The organism is Priestia sp. FSL W8-0524 (assembly GCF_038005965.1).
In the GTDB taxonomy this organism is placed as follows: domain Bacteria; phylum Bacillota; class Bacilli; order Bacillales; family Bacillaceae_H; genus Priestia; species Priestia zanthoxyli.
Genome location: NZ_JBBOUG010000001.1, coordinates 3,983,063 through 4,001,450 on the forward strand (window position 1 = coordinate 3,983,063; position 18,388 = coordinate 4,001,450).

Annotated in this window: 19 protein-coding genes; all 19 read right to left on the reverse strand. The window is 39.6% G+C overall.

The genetic code is table 11. The annotated features are described in order from the left end of the window. Positions 1-2: 2 nt before the first annotated feature. On the reverse strand, positions 3-413 hold the full coding sequence (locus NST66_RS20805; RefSeq protein WP_034270859.1) for a YlbD family protein: 411 nt from the start codon (positions 411-413) through the stop codon (positions 3-5). Positions 414-495: 82 nt separating this feature from the next. Further along, positions 496-1,083, reverse strand: coding sequence for a DUF1405 domain-containing protein (locus NST66_RS20810; RefSeq protein ID WP_028411492.1), 588 nt, complete (start codon positions 1,081-1,083; stop codon positions 496-498). Between the two features lie 134 nt (positions 1,084-1,217). Further along, positions 1,218-1,985, reverse strand: a complete 768-nt coding sequence (locus NST66_RS20815) for a menaquinol-cytochrome c reductase cytochrome b/c subunit (protein WP_028411493.1) — start codon at positions 1,983-1,985, stop codon at positions 1,218-1,220. Between the two features lie 110 nt (positions 1,986-2,095). Beyond that, positions 2,096-2,770, reverse strand: coding sequence for a menaquinol-cytochrome c reductase cytochrome b subunit (qcrB, locus tag NST66_RS20820; RefSeq protein WP_013058992.1), 675 nt, complete (start codon positions 2,768-2,770; stop codon positions 2,096-2,098). A gap of 3 nt (positions 2,771-2,773) precedes the next feature. Beyond that, positions 2,774-3,274 carry a QcrA and Rieske domain-containing protein gene (locus NST66_RS20825; RefSeq protein ID WP_013058993.1) on the reverse strand — a complete coding sequence of 167 codons (501 nt, stop codon included), beginning with the start codon at positions 3,272-3,274 and terminating at the stop codon, positions 2,774-2,776. 204 nt (positions 3,275-3,478) lie between these two features. After that, positions 3,479-3,937 carry a YpiF family protein gene (locus NST66_RS20830; protein ID WP_028411494.1) on the reverse strand — a complete coding sequence of 153 codons (459 nt, stop codon included), beginning with the start codon at positions 3,935-3,937 and terminating at the stop codon, positions 3,479-3,481. Positions 3,938-4,054: 117 nt separating this feature from the next. Next, positions 4,055-4,600, reverse strand: coding sequence for a ReoY family proteolytic degradation factor (locus NST66_RS20835; RefSeq protein WP_013058996.1), 546 nt, complete (start codon positions 4,598-4,600; stop codon positions 4,055-4,057). A gap of 97 nt (positions 4,601-4,697) precedes the next feature. Then, positions 4,698-5,960 carry a tetratricopeptide repeat protein gene (locus NST66_RS20840; RefSeq protein ID WP_205689540.1) on the reverse strand — a complete coding sequence of 421 codons (1,263 nt, stop codon included), beginning with the start codon at positions 5,958-5,960 and terminating at the stop codon, positions 4,698-4,700. 297 nt (positions 5,961-6,257) lie between these two features. After that, complete coding sequence (gene aroA / locus NST66_RS20845) at positions 6,258-7,547, reverse strand: 3-phosphoshikimate 1-carboxyvinyltransferase (protein ID WP_033579753.1); 1,290 nt, start codon at positions 7,545-7,547, stop codon at positions 6,258-6,260. 21 nt (positions 7,548-7,568) lie between these two features. Further along, a complete protein-coding gene (locus NST66_RS20850; protein WP_028411498.1) occupies positions 7,569-8,669 on the reverse strand; it encodes a prephenate dehydrogenase in 1,101 nt (366 codons plus the stop codon). A 72-nt stretch (positions 8,670-8,741) separates the two neighbouring features. Continuing rightward, positions 8,742-9,845, reverse strand: coding sequence for a histidinol-phosphate transaminase (gene hisC / locus NST66_RS20855; protein ID WP_028411499.1), 1,104 nt, complete (start codon positions 9,843-9,845; stop codon positions 8,742-8,744). Between the two features lie 4 nt (positions 9,846-9,849). Next, a complete protein-coding gene (gene trpA / locus NST66_RS20860; protein WP_034270878.1) occupies positions 9,850-10,665 on the reverse strand; it encodes a tryptophan synthase subunit alpha in 816 nt (271 codons plus the stop codon). Next, positions 10,652-11,866, reverse strand: a complete 1,215-nt coding sequence (trpB, locus tag NST66_RS20865) for a tryptophan synthase subunit beta (RefSeq protein WP_045292887.1) — start codon at positions 11,864-11,866, stop codon at positions 10,652-10,654. Before trpB ends, trpA begins: the two co-directional genes overlap by 14 nt. Continuing rightward, a complete protein-coding gene (locus NST66_RS20870; RefSeq protein WP_154991818.1) occupies positions 11,863-12,489 on the reverse strand; it encodes a phosphoribosylanthranilate isomerase in 627 nt (208 codons plus the stop codon). Before NST66_RS20870 ends, trpB begins: the two co-directional genes overlap by 4 nt. Further along, positions 12,479-13,246 carry an indole-3-glycerol phosphate synthase TrpC gene (gene trpC, locus NST66_RS20875; protein ID WP_340843684.1) on the reverse strand — a complete coding sequence of 256 codons (768 nt, stop codon included), beginning with the start codon at positions 13,244-13,246 and terminating at the stop codon, positions 12,479-12,481. Before trpC ends, NST66_RS20870 begins: the two co-directional genes overlap by 11 nt. Next, the gene (trpD, locus tag NST66_RS20880; RefSeq protein WP_028411502.1) at positions 13,236-14,261 is read right to left on the reverse strand and encodes an anthranilate phosphoribosyltransferase; all 1,026 of its coding nucleotides are present in this window, start codon (positions 14,259-14,261) and stop codon (positions 13,236-13,238) included. The genes trpC and trpD overlap by 11 nt, the downstream gene beginning before the upstream one ends. Further along, positions 14,254-15,768, reverse strand: a complete 1,515-nt coding sequence (trpE, locus tag NST66_RS20885) for an anthranilate synthase component I (protein WP_028411503.1) — start codon at positions 15,766-15,768, stop codon at positions 14,254-14,256. The genes trpD and trpE overlap by 8 nt, the downstream gene beginning before the upstream one ends. A gap of 283 nt (positions 15,769-16,051) precedes the next feature. Beyond that, positions 16,052-17,134: a 3-dehydroquinate synthase gene (gene aroB, locus NST66_RS20890; RefSeq protein ID WP_028411504.1), complete on the reverse strand. Its 1,083-nt coding sequence runs from the start codon at positions 17,132-17,134 to the stop codon at positions 16,052-16,054. Beyond that, positions 17,134-18,306, reverse strand: coding sequence for a chorismate synthase (gene aroC / locus NST66_RS20895; protein ID WP_028411505.1), 1,173 nt, complete (start codon positions 18,304-18,306; stop codon positions 17,134-17,136). The genes aroB and aroC overlap by 1 nt, the downstream gene beginning before the upstream one ends. Between the last annotated feature and the right edge of the window lie 82 nt (positions 18,307-18,388).

Genomic DNA, 18,388 nt, shown 5'->3' on the forward strand with positions numbered 1-18,388 from the left:
GTTTAATCTTTCCTAAAGCCAAATGGATTCCCTGGCCCGGAAGCTGCTCCTCCACCGGATGGCTTAGATGGCTGAAATTGCTGCAGTACTTGTTGAATATTCGAAATAGCGGAATTTACATTTGTGATATGATTTTGCATTTGATTCAAGTCCATGTTTTTCAGCGAGGATACGATTGTACCCATAATATCTTTTTTCTCCTCTGTGGTAGCAGCTGGTTCAGCCTTTTCACTTTCTTCTGAACGATATGCCTCCCACATTGGGTCTTCTGCACCGAATAAATACCAATCTTCATAAAGCTCTTTCCACGTTTTTTGCTGCTTTCGAACCTGTTCTACTAATTTGGGATGTGATTTTACAAATTGTTTAAATTCCACAACGGACGGATGAAGCTCTCGTTTGGTTTCCTTCACAGTCACTCACCTCATACTTAAATATAGCCTACTATATCTTAGAAAAAGAGAGCTCGTTTCGTGCGCCTATTTCAAAAATTTTTTATAGCTGTTTTTTTGAAGAAGCACGAACTGTGAACCAGTATGTAATGAAAATAGATAAAATGCTTAGCCAAAATGTAAAATAACCAATTTCAGACATATACGCATTGAGCATGCTGTATCTTGGCATCATAGAAAAAACGTAATCAATGATATCATTATGTACGGCCCATACAGCGGCAACCGCTACATGCCATAACTTAATCCGGTAAAACGGTACGTATAAAAGCCCTTGAAAAGCCATTGCTGCATGAGAAGCCATTAACATAAGCATCATCCAATCAATGTATCCTGTTAACACATAGACCAATACATTCATTATAACGGCCCAAATCCCGTATTTAAACAGCGTGACCATGGCTAAAGCTTCAAATAGTGAAAAATGTTTTCCGAGTAAAAGACCGATAAGTACGATAACAAAAAACAAGCTTGCCGTTGGACTATCAGGTACAAATAATAAAAACTTCTTAGGTGTTTCCGCTAATTGACTCCCATACCAAATATATCCGTAGATTGTTCCTAGTATATTTACAATCAGCAAAAGCGTTAAAAAACGCTTATCTTTTAAGGTATACCATAACCAAGCCATTCAGAAAGTCTCCTTTACATTTAATCTCTTCTTTATTATGTACAGTTTTTGGACAATAGCAAGCACCTATCTCATTGATATAAACCACAACATTAAATAAATTCAAAAAAAACCAGCCTTTTGGCTGGTTTTCATTATTCTTTTCCTAAGTTTCCGACAAACTCCGAGAGCGTTTTCAATTCTTTATCTGAACCTTTGAAAACACCTTTTGGCATATTGCCTTTACCATTTTTTGCGATATTGGCGATTTCTTCAGGAGATAAATCAATTCCTGTTAAAGCCGGAGCCGCAGGGCCTCCCTGTAAATTATCACCATGACAGGTCAAGCACGTTTGCTTTTGCATAATTTTGTAGCCTTCTGAATTTTTGTCAATCGCTACTTCTTCTCTAATTTTCCCTTGCTCTTCACGTGCTTTCCAATCTACCTGTGTCGCTGACTGCCACGTTAGGAAAAAGACTGCTGCTATAGCCAGAAGCATGAATCCTGTCGCAAATGGTCTCTTAGCCGGTCTTCTTTCTGGTCCGCGATCAATGAAAGGAGCAAGCATTAATGCGCCAAATGCAATCCCAGGAATAATAAATGCACCTATAATATTATATGGACCAGAAGCAAATGAATATTTAAGCAATTGATATAGGAACAAAAAATACCAGTCGGGAAGAGGCAAGTACCCCGTATCAGTCGGATCGGCAATACGTTCAAGCGGAGATGGATGAGCGATGGTTAAACATAAATAACCAATTAAAAAAACTGCTCCTACCATCCATTCTTTTAGTAAAAAGTTTGGCCAGAATGCTTCTGTTTTCCCTGGAAATTCAGAGTAATCTTTTGGAATATTGGGTTTTCGTTCTGCAGGAACACGTGAATCTCCAACAAACTTCATCCCTTTACCACGATGCATGTTCTCCCTCCTTTTTCTCACTGTTCTAGTGAAAGTACTAACAACGGAGTATGTGCTTGATGCATATGATGACTAGTGTGATTGACTAATTGAATAAAGCGTATAAACTTTTATAGTGGTCCTGAAATTCCTTGTTTACGAATCATTAAGAAGTGGGCACCCATTAAGCCAAGCAGGGCTCCGGGTAAAAAGAATACGTGAATGGCGAAAAAGCGAGTTAGTGTTTGAGCACCAACGATGTCTGGATGTCCTGAGAGTAATGTCTTCACTTGCTGGCCTATAATTGGTGTGGATTCAGCAATTTGCAAACCTACTTTCGTTGCAAATAGCGCTTTCATATCCCACGGCAACAAATAACCTGTAAAACCTAAACCTAACATAACAAAGAAAATTAACACACCCACAATCCAGTTTAACTCGCGGGGTTTTTTGTATGCTCCTTGGAAGAAAACACGAAGTGTATGTAAAAACATCATGACGATAACCAAACTTGCTCCCCAGTGATGCATACCTCGAACAATTTGTCCGAAAGCGACTTCATTTTGCAGATAATAAACGGATTCCCATGCATTTTTTATATCTGGTACATAATACATGGTCAAAAACATGCCTGATAAAATTTGAATAACGGTAACAAAAAACGTCAATCCACCAAAACAATACACAAATGCTGAAAAGTGATGTGCAGGATTTACGTGTTCTGGCACTTCATGATCGGCCACATCTCGCCATAAAGGAGTAATATCTAGCCGTTCATCCACCCAGTCATAGATTTTATTCAACATTTTCTATGCCCCTCCTTGTGGTTTGGCTTTTCCTAGATATAACGTACCGCCTTTTACCTTTTGAACGTATACATCTAACGGTCCCATCGGTGGTGTCCCCGGTACATTTTTACCGCTTTTTTCATACATTCCCCCATGACAAGGGCAGTAGAAACGATGTGGATAGTTTTTGTCACCAGCCCAGTTAACCGTACAGCCTAAATGCTTACAAATTGGTGACAGCGCGACGATTTCACCTTTATCAGTTTTGTACACCCAAGCCGATCTTGGTTCTTCTGATTTATGCCACGCATCCACTTGCTTGATTTTAAAATCGACACGTTTCGGCTCTTTTGTAATGTCTTTAACCTGCGCTACAGCTACTAAATCCTGACCCGCTTCTTTTTCCAAAATTGGATCTACTGCAAAGCGCACCATTGGCATTAACATTCCAGCAGCCATAAATCCCCCTACACCAGTGAGCGTATAGTTTAAAAACTGTCGTCTTGATACCCGATCACCCATGCTTTTCCCCCCTTTAAAAAAGTTCAGTCCAGAGAATTTTGGACACATGATGGACCATTCTATTAAACTAGGACATAATCATGATATATTAATATTTCTGGAAGGTCAATACAATAAAAACCTAAAACATGGAAATAATCTTTATTTTTCTAAATTTTTCGTCATTATTTTGTTTGCGCTTCCATTGCTTATTCTACAGCCTTTTTAAACACTCCATTTCTCTACAAAAATCGGCAGGAGCTGTTGGACTTGTTCATGTATGAGCGTATACTTATGCGAGTCGTCTATATGCTCAAGCGGTAAAGCAGGTATCCAAATGCAGTGAGCCCCTATTTCTTTCTCATACTGCAGCCAATCTCGGTCGCTAGTAAGCACAAAAAGATGTTTGACTTCATTGTCATTTATATGCTCATTCCAACGAAGTAATGTTTCATAAACAGCAGCTACTCCATCTTTTTTTAAGTATGTAAAACTAGGTGTTAAAATCACTCTTCCTTTAAATTGTCTCTCTAACTCTTCAGTAAGAGCAGTCGTATATTCACTCATAGATGCAGTAAGCTTTAAATCTTCTCCGAAATCAATAGGAATGAGTGGAACCAATACAGTATCAACATAACTTTTGGATTGTAAATACACATCCATTTCCTTCGCCTGCAGCTTCAACTTTCTTCTCCTCTCAGCAAGCTTGCTAAGGCTTGTCTTATTTATTTTTCAAACTGAATAAGGAGATAAAAAAAGAGATTGACCTTTTTCTAAGAAGCTAGCCAATCTCTCGTTTATCTACTGTACATAATGGTTATTTAAATATTCGCTTAAGCGCTGAAATTCCTCTTTATCATTTTCATCTAATGCTTTATCAATTAGTTCCATGATTTTTGATCGTTGAAATTTCTGAATAGATTCTTCCAATATTTGCTCAGCTAATACTCTATCTTTTTCATTTGTTTGATTAGCTTTTGGCATATACGGATTGTCTTCCAGTACAGCCACATATTGAGGCGATGAATACAACGATCGGAAGTTTAATTGAATATAAATGTCTTCTTCTCGATTCAAACGAATATCATGAAATGATTTTTCTGCATCGGTTGTCATGATATTTTCTTTATAAAAACGAAATGGAGGGTCTTCCACACAGTGCGTAGACATCACCATCCCGCGAGGACAAAACTGTGCTTGCTCAACGAAGTGAACTCGTTTCATCAATTGATCATGGCTCATCAAATAATTTAAAATCCATACACATTCTCTGCGCTTCAGCTGATAATTCGTTAAAAACCAGCGAACAAATTCTTTTTTCTCGTTGACAGTAACAGGGGTCGTCATATTCTCACTTCCCTCCTCTGTGTTTAAACTCTCAGTTAAAACACCTTTTACAGTTATTTATTCCACACGGCAGCAATAAAATCCTCTGAACTATTATTTATTCTTCTAATTGAAATAATATGTCTTGAATTTCATCTACTGTTGGATCCATGGCTAATAAAGCTTGGAAAATCCCCTTCGCTTTCGAGCGCTGTCCTTCTTCTAATAAGAAATAGCCATACTCTTCTAAAAACGCATACTCTTCTTTAAAAACAGTATATGCAGATTCGTAGTATTTTAGCGCTTCTTCATAATTTTCTAATTCCTGATAAGCTTTTGCTAAATCCCATTCAAAATGAGGATCATGCTCATTATATTCTTTGGCATGCTCGATATTCTCTACTACATCTTCATATCTCTCTTGACTCATATAAAGTTTAGAGAGAGTTAAAATAGCTTCAATGTACCCTGGATCTAGTGCAATCGCTTGTTGAAACGCCGATTCAGCCTCTTCTTCTAGACCGCGCTTTAATGCTATTTTACCTTTAAAAAAGTAAAGTTCTTTTTGAAATTCATCCTGCGCAATACCTTCGTTGACAGCCACCGCAGCCTCTTCTAGCATCTCTTCATGTTCATATGACTTTGCTAAATATAAATAAAGAGAATGGTACTCACGGTCTAACTCTTTTAGTTCTGTAAACTTTTCAATAGCGGTCTGATAATGACCTGCTTGATACGCTGAAATCGCATATTCAAATAGTGTGTTAATCTCAAGCTTATCTTTTAACGCTTGATCAAAGTAAGGAAGCGCTTCTTCGAACTGGCCGATACCTGCTAGACTTTCAGCTAATCGCTGACGAAGATCCGTACCGTTAAATTCTTTTTCTGTTTTTAGCAGCGTTTGATAAAAAGGAATTGCCTTTTGATAAATTCCTTGACTGCTGTAAAATTCACCGAGCCCAAAATCGATAACCGGCTCATTTGGAAGCATTTTTTTCGCTTCCATTAACTTTTGCTCACTTACTTCACTAAGGCCTTGCATTTGATATAAGTCAGCTACAAGAAGCAGAGCTGGCACGTAATTATCGTCTTCGCTGCTAATTTGATTTAAAATATGAATGGCTTCTTCTTCTTCTTCTAAATCAATGAGCATTTCAGCTTTTAATAAATACAGCTCGCCTTCTTCTGGGTATTTAGCGATGAGCTCGTCTATTAAAGGCAGCGCATCATTTACTAGTCCCCACTCCTGCAGCTGTTCAGCCATTAAAAACTTTTCTTCGTCTGTAGCTTTATCTTTCAATTCATGAATAAGGGCAAGACCTTTTTCAATTTCATTGGATTCTACGTAACCTATCGCGCGGTCTAGTTCTTTCACACACAATTCTCCTTTATTATTACATTCACTTTTTATATAAAAATAAAACGAATTAATTTTCTATTTTTCCAAACTCGAAGCAAGAACACATGCTTCTATACACAATGATAAAATAGTTTGAGCGTTTGTTCAACAAATCAATTTGAATACGCTTACATTTTTTAGGTAAAAACGAGATTGAGACATGAAACCTTCGTTCACCATCTCAATAAAAAATCCGAACGAGTTTGATTTTTCATCAACAATATCAATTCCTCGTTCGGATTTCCCTTCAACCAGAATACGTTTGTTCCAGCCTCTTCCTTATTGGCTTAGCTCATCAAGATCTTCAAAAAAAGTAGGGTAGGAGACGTGAATGGCATCACTTCTCTTTAGCGTTACCTCTCCCGTTGCAATGGCTGCTGCGACCGCAAGCATCATTCCAATTCGATGATCTCCGTAGCTGTCTACTTCCCCGCTTTGTAAAACCGTCTTGCCTTCGATAATAAGTCCATCAGGTGTTGGCGTAACAGAGGCACCCAGCTTGCTTAGCTCGGTTGCAACCGTATCGATGCGGTTCGTTTCTTTTACTTTTAGTTCTTCCGCATCTTTAATCACCGTTTTCCCAGTTGCCTGAGTCGCCAAAAGAGCGATTACCGGAATTTCATCAATTAAACGAGGAATTAAATCGCCCCCAATTTCAATCCCTTTCAACTGAGACGTTTCAATCGTCAAATCGCCAATAGGCTCTCCATTTTGAATACGTTCATTGGAAATTGTAAGGCGTGCACCCATTTGCTGAAGCACATCAATAATACCTGTTCTTGTAGGATTGAGTCCGACGTTTTTCAAAACGATTCGGCTGTTTGGAACAATGGCTCCTGCAACAAGAAAGAATGCAGCTGAAGAAATGTCTCCAGGGACGTACACATCCGTTCCGCGCAGGGATTGTCCCCCTTCAATACTTACAGTCGTTCCATCTACCTCTACGTCTACTCCAAATGCGCGAAGCATACGCTCGGTATGGTCGCGTGATGTAAAAGGCTCGGTTACTTTTGTTGTGCCTTCGGCATGAAGTCCCGCTAGTAAAATCGCCGATTTTACTTGTGCACTTGCTACAGGAGAATGGTAATGAATTGCTTTTAATGCTCCTCCTCTAGTAGATAAAGGCGTATATTGGCCATGCTCACGCCCATCAATCTTTGCACCCATAGAGCGCAGCGGCACCGTAACACGGCTCATTGGACGCTTGGCAATCGACTCATCTCCAATTAGAGACGTATGAAATGGCACACCGGCAAGAATCCCCAGCATTAAACGAGTAGTTGTTCCTGAATTTCCTACATCTAAGATGGAAGTAGGTTCACTTAATCCTTCGATACCTTTACCTTCCACTTCAACATACTCGCCTTCTCTTTTAATCGATACGCCCATCTTTTCAAAACAAGAGATGGTACTTAAGCAATCTTCACCTGCTAAAAAATGATTAATCGTAGTTTTCCCTTCTGCCATCGCTCCGAACATCACAGCTCTGTGAGAAATCGACTTATCCCCGGGAATAGAAATTTCTCCTTGAAGAGATGAAAGATTCGTTTTTAATGGTTTTCCACTCATTTCATTCACACCTTTCGTACATTAAGAAATAAACGTCTGATATTGATGCTGATGGAGACACGCTCTTGCCCGCTTTCTATCTTCCTCTGTTTGAAAGCTCAAACGTAATACTCCGTATATATCTTCTCGTGTTTCTAAAATTCGAATGTTTGTAATACTGATTTCATCTTCTGCTAAATAACCGGTTACTTCTGAGATAATACCCGGATAGTCAGGAACATCCACATAGAGATCATAAAAGGATGGAATCGCTCCTTTGGTTCGTACAGGAAGCTGATCTCTAAATTGTTTCGCTTGTGAAAAATATGTATAGATATCATTCGCATCTTTTCGTTCGATCATATTTCGCACGTCGTTCATTTCTTCAAGCCAGTGGTCAAACATTGAAAGAAGCGCATCCTGGTTATGAAGCAAAATATCTCTCCACATCGCTGGACTGCTTGAAGCAATACGTGTAATATCACGAAACCCTCCAGCCGCAAGCTGCGAAACTAGCTGATTGTCTTGTTGGTAATATTCTGCTTGATGAACAAGGCTTGCAGCAATAATATGTGGAAAATGGCTAATGACACCTGCTAATTTATCATGTTCTTTTGGTGACATTACAATAATTTTAGCTTTTGTACCACTTAGCAATTCCTTTAAGCTGTTTAAAGCCTCCGAAGAAGTAGAAGATGAAGGTGTTAATACATACATTGCATTTTCAAATAAATGAGCTTTAGAAGCAGCTACTCCGCTTTTATGAGACCCCGCCATTGGATGACCCCCGATAAACTCAATGCCTTTAGAAATAAGAGCCTCGGCTGTCTTCACTACTTCTTCTTTTGTACTTCCTACGTCTGTTACGATGACAGACTGTTTGAGCGTAAAATGTTCGAACTGTTTTAGCACTTCCGCTGCTTGGGTGACTGGAATGGCAATAACAATATAATCCGCTTGCTCAGCGCCTTGTTGCAAAGAAGAAGCCGCTTGGTCAATTACGCCTAGAGTTTTAGCGAGCTCCAGCTGCTCTTGATTAATGTCAAAACCTATTACATCAAGATGATGATGCGTCTTTTTTATATTAAGTGCAAGAGATCCTCCAATTAATCCTAGGCCTATAACAAAAACATTTTCTTTCACTTTCCTTCACCTCATTGTGCATATGAAGATGAGAGTGTGAAATCACACTCTCATCTTTTACTATATTAGGTATTAAGCTTTCGCCGTTTCTTGGTTAACAAACTGCTGAAGCAATTCAATGATTTGTTCATTTTGTTCTTTTGTTCCCACCGTAATACGAACGGAAGTTGGGAAGCCTAATGCATTCCCTGAACGAACGATAAATCCGCGCTCCAATAAAAATTGAAACACTTCATCGCCTTGACGGCCAAAATCAATTAGAACAAAATTAGTGAAAGAAGGATAATAGTTTAAGCCATTCTTATCACAGAAAGCATAGTACTGCTGCAAACCTGCTTCATTTTTCTTTTTGCACTCTTCAATGAACGCTTGGTCTTCAAGAGCAACGATTGCTGCTTTTTGAGCCATGCGGCTTGTATTAAAAGGTTCGCGAGCCGGCTCAATTTTTTGTAGCAATGATTCGTTTGCAATACCGTAACCAATACGCAAAGAAGCTAAGCCGTATGCTTTTGAAAATGTGCGAAGTACAATTAAGTTTTCGTATTCATTCAAAAGCTCTACCGTATTCGGATAGTCGGCTTGATCTGCTGCATACTCAAAATACGCTTCATCCATAACGATTAACGTATGCTTAGGAACTTGCTTCATAAAGGAAATTAACTCATCGCCCTTCACATACGTTCCCGTTGGATTATTAGGACTGCATACCCATACAATTGTCGTATTTTCATCAATTGCACGAAGCATAGCATTTAAATCATGATCTCCGCCGCGCAGCGGTACTTCACGAATTTCTGCACCTTCAATTACGGCATTGTGCTTATATTGAGGAAATGATGGCGTTGGCATGACAGTGTTTGTATCAGCCGATAGTAAAGCTCGGCAAATAATTTGAATGACTTCATCAGACCCATTTCCAAAAATCAGCTGATCTTGATCTACACCTACGTGTTTTGCTACTGCTGCACGCAGTTCAGCTGCATAACCGTCTGGATAAAGCGCCATATTTTCAATTTCTGCAGCAATCGCCTCTTTTACTAAAGCAGAGCTGCCGTAAGGATTTTCATTGGATGCTAATTTTACAACGCGATCTAAATTAAATTCACGCTTCACTTCTTCAATTGGCTTACCTGGTTTATATGGAGATAAAGTTAGTAATTGTTCTTTTACTTTCACCGTGTTACACCTCGCATTTTTGTATAGGCGAAACGATGGATGCAACATACTCCTCAATTTGATTTAATCCGTCTCGACGTGTATCCTTATTTAAAAGAACTTGTTCAAGCTGGCCAATTTTATTAACAATTGCACTTCCGATTACAATGCCGTCGCTGTGTTCTTTTAATACCTCTACTTGTTCGCTTGTTGAAATCCCAAAACCGACGGCAACCGGTATAGAAGCTACTGCTTTCACATCTTCTAAAAAGGTGCCAATATCAGCCGGCAGCGTAGAGCGAACCCCAGTAACGCCTAAAGACGACACGCAGTATAAGAAGCCCGTTGCATCTGCAGCAATTTTTTGAATACGCTCTTTAGATGTAGGAGCAACCATTGAAATGTACGCAACTTCATTTTCAGCGGCAAGCTCCCGGATACGGCCACTCTCTTCGTACGGTAAATCCGGAATTAGCACTCCATCTATTTCATTTTCTCGCATTAACGCGAAAAAGGATTCTAAACCTAATTGTAACACAGGATTAAAATAGGTAAAGAGAATTACCGGTATTTTCACACCTTTTTTTCTCATCACCGATACAAGCTTAATAGCTTTTGAAATAGACATGCCGCCAGATAAAGCTCTTTTGGACGCCTCTTGAATAATTGGACCATCTGCTAAAGGATCGGAATACGGTACGCCCAGCTCTAAAATAGAAGCACCTTGCTTTTGCAAAGACAAAGCAATCTCCACCGTTGCATCTTCATGAGGATCTCCTGCTGTAATAAATGGAATAAATAATGTTTCATGTTTAGGTAGTCTCGCTTCAAACGTATTCATGTTCTTCTTCCTTCCCTTCTAGCAAGTTTACTAATGTATGAACGTCCTTATCTCCTCGACCTGATAAGCAAATTAAAATGGTTTCTTCTTTCGTCATGCTTTTAGCCAGTTCAAATGCTTTTGCCAGCGCATGGGCGGATTCGATAGCCGGGATGATTCCCTCCGTTTTCGCCAGCAGCTGAAGAGCTTCGATTGATTCATCATCCGTTACACTTTCATATTCTACTCGTCCAATAGATGAAAGGTGAGAATGCTCTGGACCGATACCCGGATAATCCAAACCTGCTGAAATAGAATAAGGCTCTGTAATTTGACCATTTTCATCTTGAAGTAAATACGTGAGCGTTCCATGAATAACACCTTTTGTGCCTTTAGCCATTTTAGCAGCATGAAGAGCTGTATTTAGTCCTTTCCCCCCTGCTTCTACTCCAATCAAGCGTACATTTTCTTCTTTAATAAAATCATAAAACATACCGATTGCATTACTGCCGCCTCCGACGCATGCCACGACAGCATTCGGAAGTTTTCCTTCTACCGCTGTAAACTGTTCTTTTGCTTCTTCTCCAATAATTTTTTGGAAATCTCGAACCATTTTAGGATAAGGATGCGGTCCAATTGCCGAACCAATTAAGTAAAAATGATCTTCACAGTGTTGAACCCAGTAGCGGATCGCTTCATTTGTTGCATCTTTTAGCGTTTTTGTTCCAGAAGTTGCAGGAATGACTTCCGCTCCTAGAAGCTTCATGCGAAAGACGTTCAACGCCTGACGTTCAATATCTTCTTCTCCCATGAATACTTTACATTCCATTCCGAACTTTGCAGCTACTGTAGCTGTGGCTACCCCGTGCTGACCCGCTCCTGTTTCAGCAATAATTTTTGTTTTGCCCATTCGTTTAGCAAGTAAAATCTGTCCAATGGCATTGTTGATTTTGTGAGCACCCGTATGATTTAAGTCTTCACGTTTTAAATAAATTTTTGCCCCGCCGAGTGTTTCGGTAATATTATCAGCATATGTTAAAGCCGTTGGTCGCCCTGAGTAATTGACGAGTAAGGATAGATACTCATCTTTAAATGCCGGATCTTTCATTGCTTCATTCAAAGCTGCTTCTACTTCTTCAAGTGGTTTCATTAATGTTTCAGGTACGTATTTTCCGCCAAATTCACCAAAGCGGCCAAATTCATCAGGGTGATTGTATGTCATAGTATGATCTTCCTTTCAATCTCTATAATTTTTGTATAGTCCTTCGTTCCATTTGTTTCAATACCGCCAGAAATATCAATCGCCCCAGGCTTGTAGGGTAACAAGTTCTCAATGTTAAAAGCATTGATTCCTCCAGCAATAAAGCATTTTTTACCTAACTTTTGTGCAGCTGATTCATACTGAGGAACGAAGCTCCAATCAAAAGCGACGCCCGTTCCTCCGAATTGTTCTTTAACCTTGCTGTCAATTACATAACCGTCAGCTTCTTCATATACATGCATTTGCTGCAGCGTATCTTTATTGTGCGGGAGTGCTTTCCATACTTCATATCCACGCTGCTTTAACTCACGTACTTCAGCAGCTGTTTCTTGCCCGTGGCACTGAATCACATCTAAATTTGTCACGGAGGCAATTTCAAGTATTTGATCCACCGGTGTATTGACAAATACCCCTACTAGCGAGACTTGTTTTTTTATTTCATCCGTTACAAACTCATTTACTCGTTCAGGCTTTACATATCGTTTACTTTTAGGGTAGAAAATAAAGCCAATGTGAGTAGCAGCCGACTTTTCGATTAAAGCTATATCTTGTTTTGATCGAATACCGCAGTACTTAATAAGCATATTCACTTTCCCCAAACAGCTTTTTAATCGCTTTGGTTTGATTATCCTGTCTCATAAGCGATTCTCCTACTAAAATAGCTTTTGCTCCGGCTTCTTTTACGTAGGAAACATCATCGTATAAGTAAATGCCGCTTTCACTTACTAAAAGCTGATCTTTCAGCACGTGCTTAGCGATTTCTTTTGTCTGCTGCACGCTGGTTTCAAATGTATGAAGATTTCGATTATTAATCCCGATAATCTTCGGTGTAAATACAGCTAACAGCTGTTCAAGCGTTTCTAAAGAATGCACTTCTACTAAACAATCTAACTCTTTTTCAGCAGCTTGAAGATAAAGCTCTTGCAATTTTAATGGTTCAAGTGCTTCTCCGATGAGTAAAATAGCATCGGCACCGATTCTTACACTTTCTTCCACTTGAATGGAATCAATGATGAAATCCTTACGAAGCACAGGAATAGAGACATGCTGTTTAATATCACTTAAAAACGTTCGGTGTCCTTGAAAATAGTGCTGATCCGTTAACACAGACAAAGCATCTGCTTTTCCTTCCTCGTAGGCTTTAGCAATTTCCACAGGCTGAAAATTCTCCTTTATTAATCCTTTGGAAGGAGAGGCTTTTTTTACTTCTGCAATAAGAGCCAGCTCTCGATTTGGATTTGATAAAGCTTCTAAAAATGATCGTTTTGTAACATTTTGCTGTTCGGGTAACTGTAGGTTTTGAATTTCTTCTTTTTTTGTTTCAATAATTTTATTGAGCATGTTCAACCACCTTTTTCGATTTCAATCGTTGTAATTGCGTGTATGCAGCACCTGATTCAATTGTTTCTAAAGCTACAGCTACTCCTTCTTCAAAAGTAGAAACGTTTCCGCTAACGTAAATAGCTGCAGCAGAGTTCAACACGACTGCATTTTTAGCAGTTACATTACTTTTATTTAAAAATAGCGATTCAATGAGCTCTGCACTCGATTTCGCGTCTTCTACCACCAAGTCTTCAAGCTTCCCTCTCTGTAAGTGTACATCCTCTGGTGCAAGCGTATATTCTGTAATAACATTGTCTTGCACTTCTACAATATCCGTTACATCCGTAGCACTAATTTCATCCAAACCGTCCCTGCCCGCAACGAGAAGAACGTGGTTAGCTCCCAGTACAACAAGGGCTTCTGCTAATTTCCGTGCAAGCTCAATAGAGTAAACGCCAATTACTTGCTTTGTGCAATTAGTAGGGTTTGCTAACGGACCTAATGCATTAAAAACGGTTCTAAACCCTAATTCCTTTCGAGTAGCAGCAACGTGCTTCATAGCAGGGTGATAAAGCGGCGCAAATAAAAAGGACATGTTGAGGTCAGACACCGCATTTTTCACTTCTTTTTCATTTCCTTGAATCCATATATCCAGATGTTCTAACACGTCTGCACTTCCGCTTTTAGAAGACACCGCGCGATTCCCATGTTTCGCAACCTTTACTCCAGCAGCAGATGCCACAATCGCACTAGCCGTCGAAATATTAAACGTAGAGGCGCCGTCTCCTCCCGTACCGCACGTATCTACTACGTTTAATTCTTCTAGAGAAATAGCATTCATGTTGTTTTTCATACCCCGGACAAAACCAACAATTTCATCGACGGTTTCTCCTCGGTACGTTAAAATGGTTAGCACGCTAGCAATTTGAGCTGCCGGGACTTTACCGTTCATAATATCATTCATAATTTTTTCTGCTTCTTCTGCTGAAAGTGACTCGCCGCGCAAACACTTTTTCAACAATTCTTTAAACATATACATCCTCCTTTTTATCGTAGATGTCTTGAGCTAATTGAATTGTTTTAATTAAAGCGCTAGCTTTATTGCGGGTTTCTTTCCACTCAAGCTCCGGTTTTGAGTCAGCAACCACTCCTGCTCCAGCCTGTATATAAGCGGTTTGGTCTTTCAAAAGAATGGTACGAATTGCAATGCACGAATCAATGTTTCCATCAAATCCGAGATATGCTACGGTTCCTGCATATACATTTCGCGCAACTGGTTCAATTTCATTTAAGATTTGCATCGCCCGCACTTTTGGAGCGCCAGATACGGTACCCGCTGGAAATGCAGAAAGCAGCGCATCAATAGGATGTACTTTTTCATCTAGGCGTCCTGTCACTTTAGAAATCAAGTGCATGACGTGCGAAAAATTAACCTGCTGCATTAATACCGGCGTTTGGACACTTCCATACTGTGCAACTCGGCCGATGTCATTTCTTGCTAAGTCCACGAGCATATAGTGTTCTGCCCGCTCTTTTTCATCGTTAATTAAGTCTTCATACAAGCGCGCATCTTCTTCTGCATCTCTGCCGCGTCTTCTCGTTCCTGCAATTGGATGAATTTCTAAATGGCCGTTTTCAATTTGAATCAACCGCTCAGGGGAACTTCCAATCAATTCCACTCCCTTTACTTTCACGTAAAATAAATAAGGAGATGGATTAACTAATCGCAATACTCTGTAAATATCAAATCCAGCTACGGTCGTATCAATTTGAAATCTCTGCGACAATACGGCTTGAAAAACATCTCCGCTTTTAATGTATTCCTTAATTTTTTCCACATCTTGCACAAATTTATCTTTTTGGTATGACGATGTCACACCTTCAAAGCTAACTTCGCGCTGTTCGCTTTCAAACATCATCGGCTTTTCTTTCACCGTCTGCGCTATTCTTTCAACATATCGATTAATCTCTGCTAGAGCTTCATCATGTTTTTCTTTTTTCTGCTGTTCTTTATCTTGCTCATCAAGCTGAATGTAGTGAATCACCATAAGCTCTTTTGTTTGGTGATTATAAGCGAGCATCGTTTGACAATAGATAAAGTGAAAAGTAGGCATGTTCAAATCGTTTTGGGCATGTACGTTTACTTTTTCAATTTGCGATACTGCGTCGTAGCTGATAAATCCTACTGCTCCTCCTTTAAAAGGAAGTGCAAGGTCTGGTACTTTCACTTTCAGCTCTTGCTGAATTTTACAAAATACCTCTTTAAAGCTGTCTCCTTGCAGCACAGGTTGAAGCTGCTTGTTTTTTGCTAGATAGGTTCCGTTCTCTTCTTCTACATACAAAAACGGATTCAAGCCAATAAAAGAATAATTGGACCATGGTGATGATTCATCATTGCTTTCAAGCAAATATACAGCTTCATCTTTTACTTGCTGAAAAAGATCAACAGGTGTCATGCTATCGATAAATATTTTTTTTATGATTGGAATGGTTAAATACTTTGTAGAGTCTTCTAAAAAAGAAGTATACGTGTTCGTCATATCTTTCAATCCTCCATTTCATGGAGAATGAGAATAGATGAGGTTATATAAAAGAGGATATAATAAATAAACCCAAAGACACATCAAAAATGGGCCTTTGGGTATACGAATGGTAAAATTCACTCAACTAAACTCTGCTCAACTGTCTCATTCTCGTCTACCCTAATCTCAACTAAACTGTCTATTTTTTTCTCATAACTAAAATCTCTAAACTAACTTGTTACCAATTGTAGTACGTTTCAAATTCATTTGTCAACTACTATCTACTTGGCTTTTGAAGAAACTACGCTTGAAGCTCTTCATTCAGCAGCTTAAGAATCACTTCATCTTCTACTTGTTGAACAAAAGGTTTTCCTACGCCTTCAAGCAGTACCATATGAACATTGCTTGATTTGGACTTCTTGTCTGCTTTCATTCTCACGAGCAGCTTTTCAGCTGAAAGGTGGTTTGGAACAGACGTCTCATAGCCAAATTTTTCAAACCATTTCGCAATTTCAGCTACAGGGAACTCGCTTTTCCCAAGCGTATTGCTGACTTTCATAGCAAACAGCATCCCAATGGCTACGCCTTCTCCGTGACTGATTTGTCCATAGCCGCACTCTGCTTCGATCGCATGACCTAACGTATGTCCAAAGTTCAGGTGAGCGCGAACGCCAGCTTCTGTCTCATCTTCTTTTACAACAGATGCTTTGACTAAAATACCGCTTTGAATAGCATAAATTAATTTTTCATCTTGTAAATCAGTCAGCGATTGTATATTTTGCTGAAGCCATTCATAAAATGCTTCATCGTGAATAAAAGCATGTTTAATCACTTCTGCAAAACCAGAACGCCACTCTCTTTCAGGAAGCGTTTTAAGAAGATCAATGTCATAAACAACCGCTTCAGGCTGATAAAAAGCGCCAATCATATTTTTTCCAAGCTCATGATTAATGGCTACTTTACCGCCTACAGCACTATCGTGAGCAAGAAGCGTCGTTGGCACTTGAATAAACGAAACCCCTCTCATGTATGTAGCGGCTACAAATCCAGCTAAATCGCCAACTACCCCTCCGCCGAAAGCAATAACGAGCGCATTGCGGTCAAGCTGCTGCTCGAGTGCAAAAGTCTGACAATCGTAGTAATGTTGAAATGACTTTGCGTGTTCACCGCTTGGTACTACGTATTTAGCCACTTTAAACTGCGTCTCAATCGCTTTTACAACCGCTTCTCCATAATATGAATCTACAGCTGAATCAGTGATGATTAACACCGACGACAGATTAGGTTTTACACTCTCAATAATAGAAGGCAGCTTTTCAATTAATCCATTTCCTAAATAAAGAGGATATGTTTTGGATAAAGTTTGAATATCAATTTGCAACATTAAAACTCCCTCGCATGTACACGCATTTTCTCAATATTTTCAGCAATTAAATCAATTCGGTCTTGTCCAAACTGTTCGATTAGCGCATCAGCCAATTCCCAAGCTACAACGGCTTCTGCTACAACGCTTGCTGCCGGCACAGCACAGCTGTCTGAACGTTCGATGCTTGCCTCGAAGGCTTCTTTTGTTTCAATATCAACACTTTTTAACGGCTTGTAAAGCGTTGGAATAGGTTTCATTACACCGCGTACTACAATTGGCATACCTGTTGTCATGCCACCTTCAAAGCCGCCTAAGTTGTTTGTTTTACGGGTATATCCATTCTCTTCATCCCATAGAATTTCGTCATGAACTTCGCTTCCTGGTCTGCGAGCCGCTTCAAATCCAATCCCAAACTCAACGCCTTTAAATGCATTAATGCTCATAACAGCTGCAGCAATCTTCGCATCTAATTTACGATCGTAATGGACATAGCTGCCCACTCCTGCTGGCACGCCTTCAATAATAACTTCTACTACGCCTCCGATCGAATCGCCGTTTTTCTTAGCATCATCGATTGCTTGCATCATGTCTTTCTCAACAGCTGAGTCAAAACATCTTACTGGAGAAGCTTCAGTGACTTCTTGAAGTTCCTCTAAGCTTTTGTATTGAGGAGGATTTGCCTGTACGCCGCCAATTTCTAATACATGTCCAGCTACAGAAATCCCGAACTGAGCAAGGATTTGACGAGCCACAGCACCTGCTGCTACCCTTACAGTTGTTTCACGAGCTGAAGAACGTTCTAATACATTTCTCATATCGCGATGACCATATTTAATAGCGCCGTTTAAATCGGCATGCCCTGGTCTTGGTCTTGAGATTTTACGCTTTACTTCTTCTGATTCTTCTTCAGAAATTGGCTCGATGCCCATAATTTTTGTCCAGTGTTTCCAGTCGTTATTTTCTACCGCTAACGTAATAGGAGATCCTAGCGTATAGCCGTGGCGAACACCGCTTAAAATTTCCGCTTGATCTTTTTCAATTTGCATACGTCTTCCGCGACCATGACCTTTTTGTCTTCGCGCTAAATCTGTATTGATGTCTTCGGCTGTTAAAGGAAGCCCTGCGGGAACACCCTCTAAAATAGTAGTCAACTGTGGACCATGTGATTCTCCTGCTGTTAAATATCGCATAATCGTACCTCCGCTTAATATGTATTATTCGTCAGAATTTTTCCATTTTTAAATATGACTATACCATACTATAACATAAGAA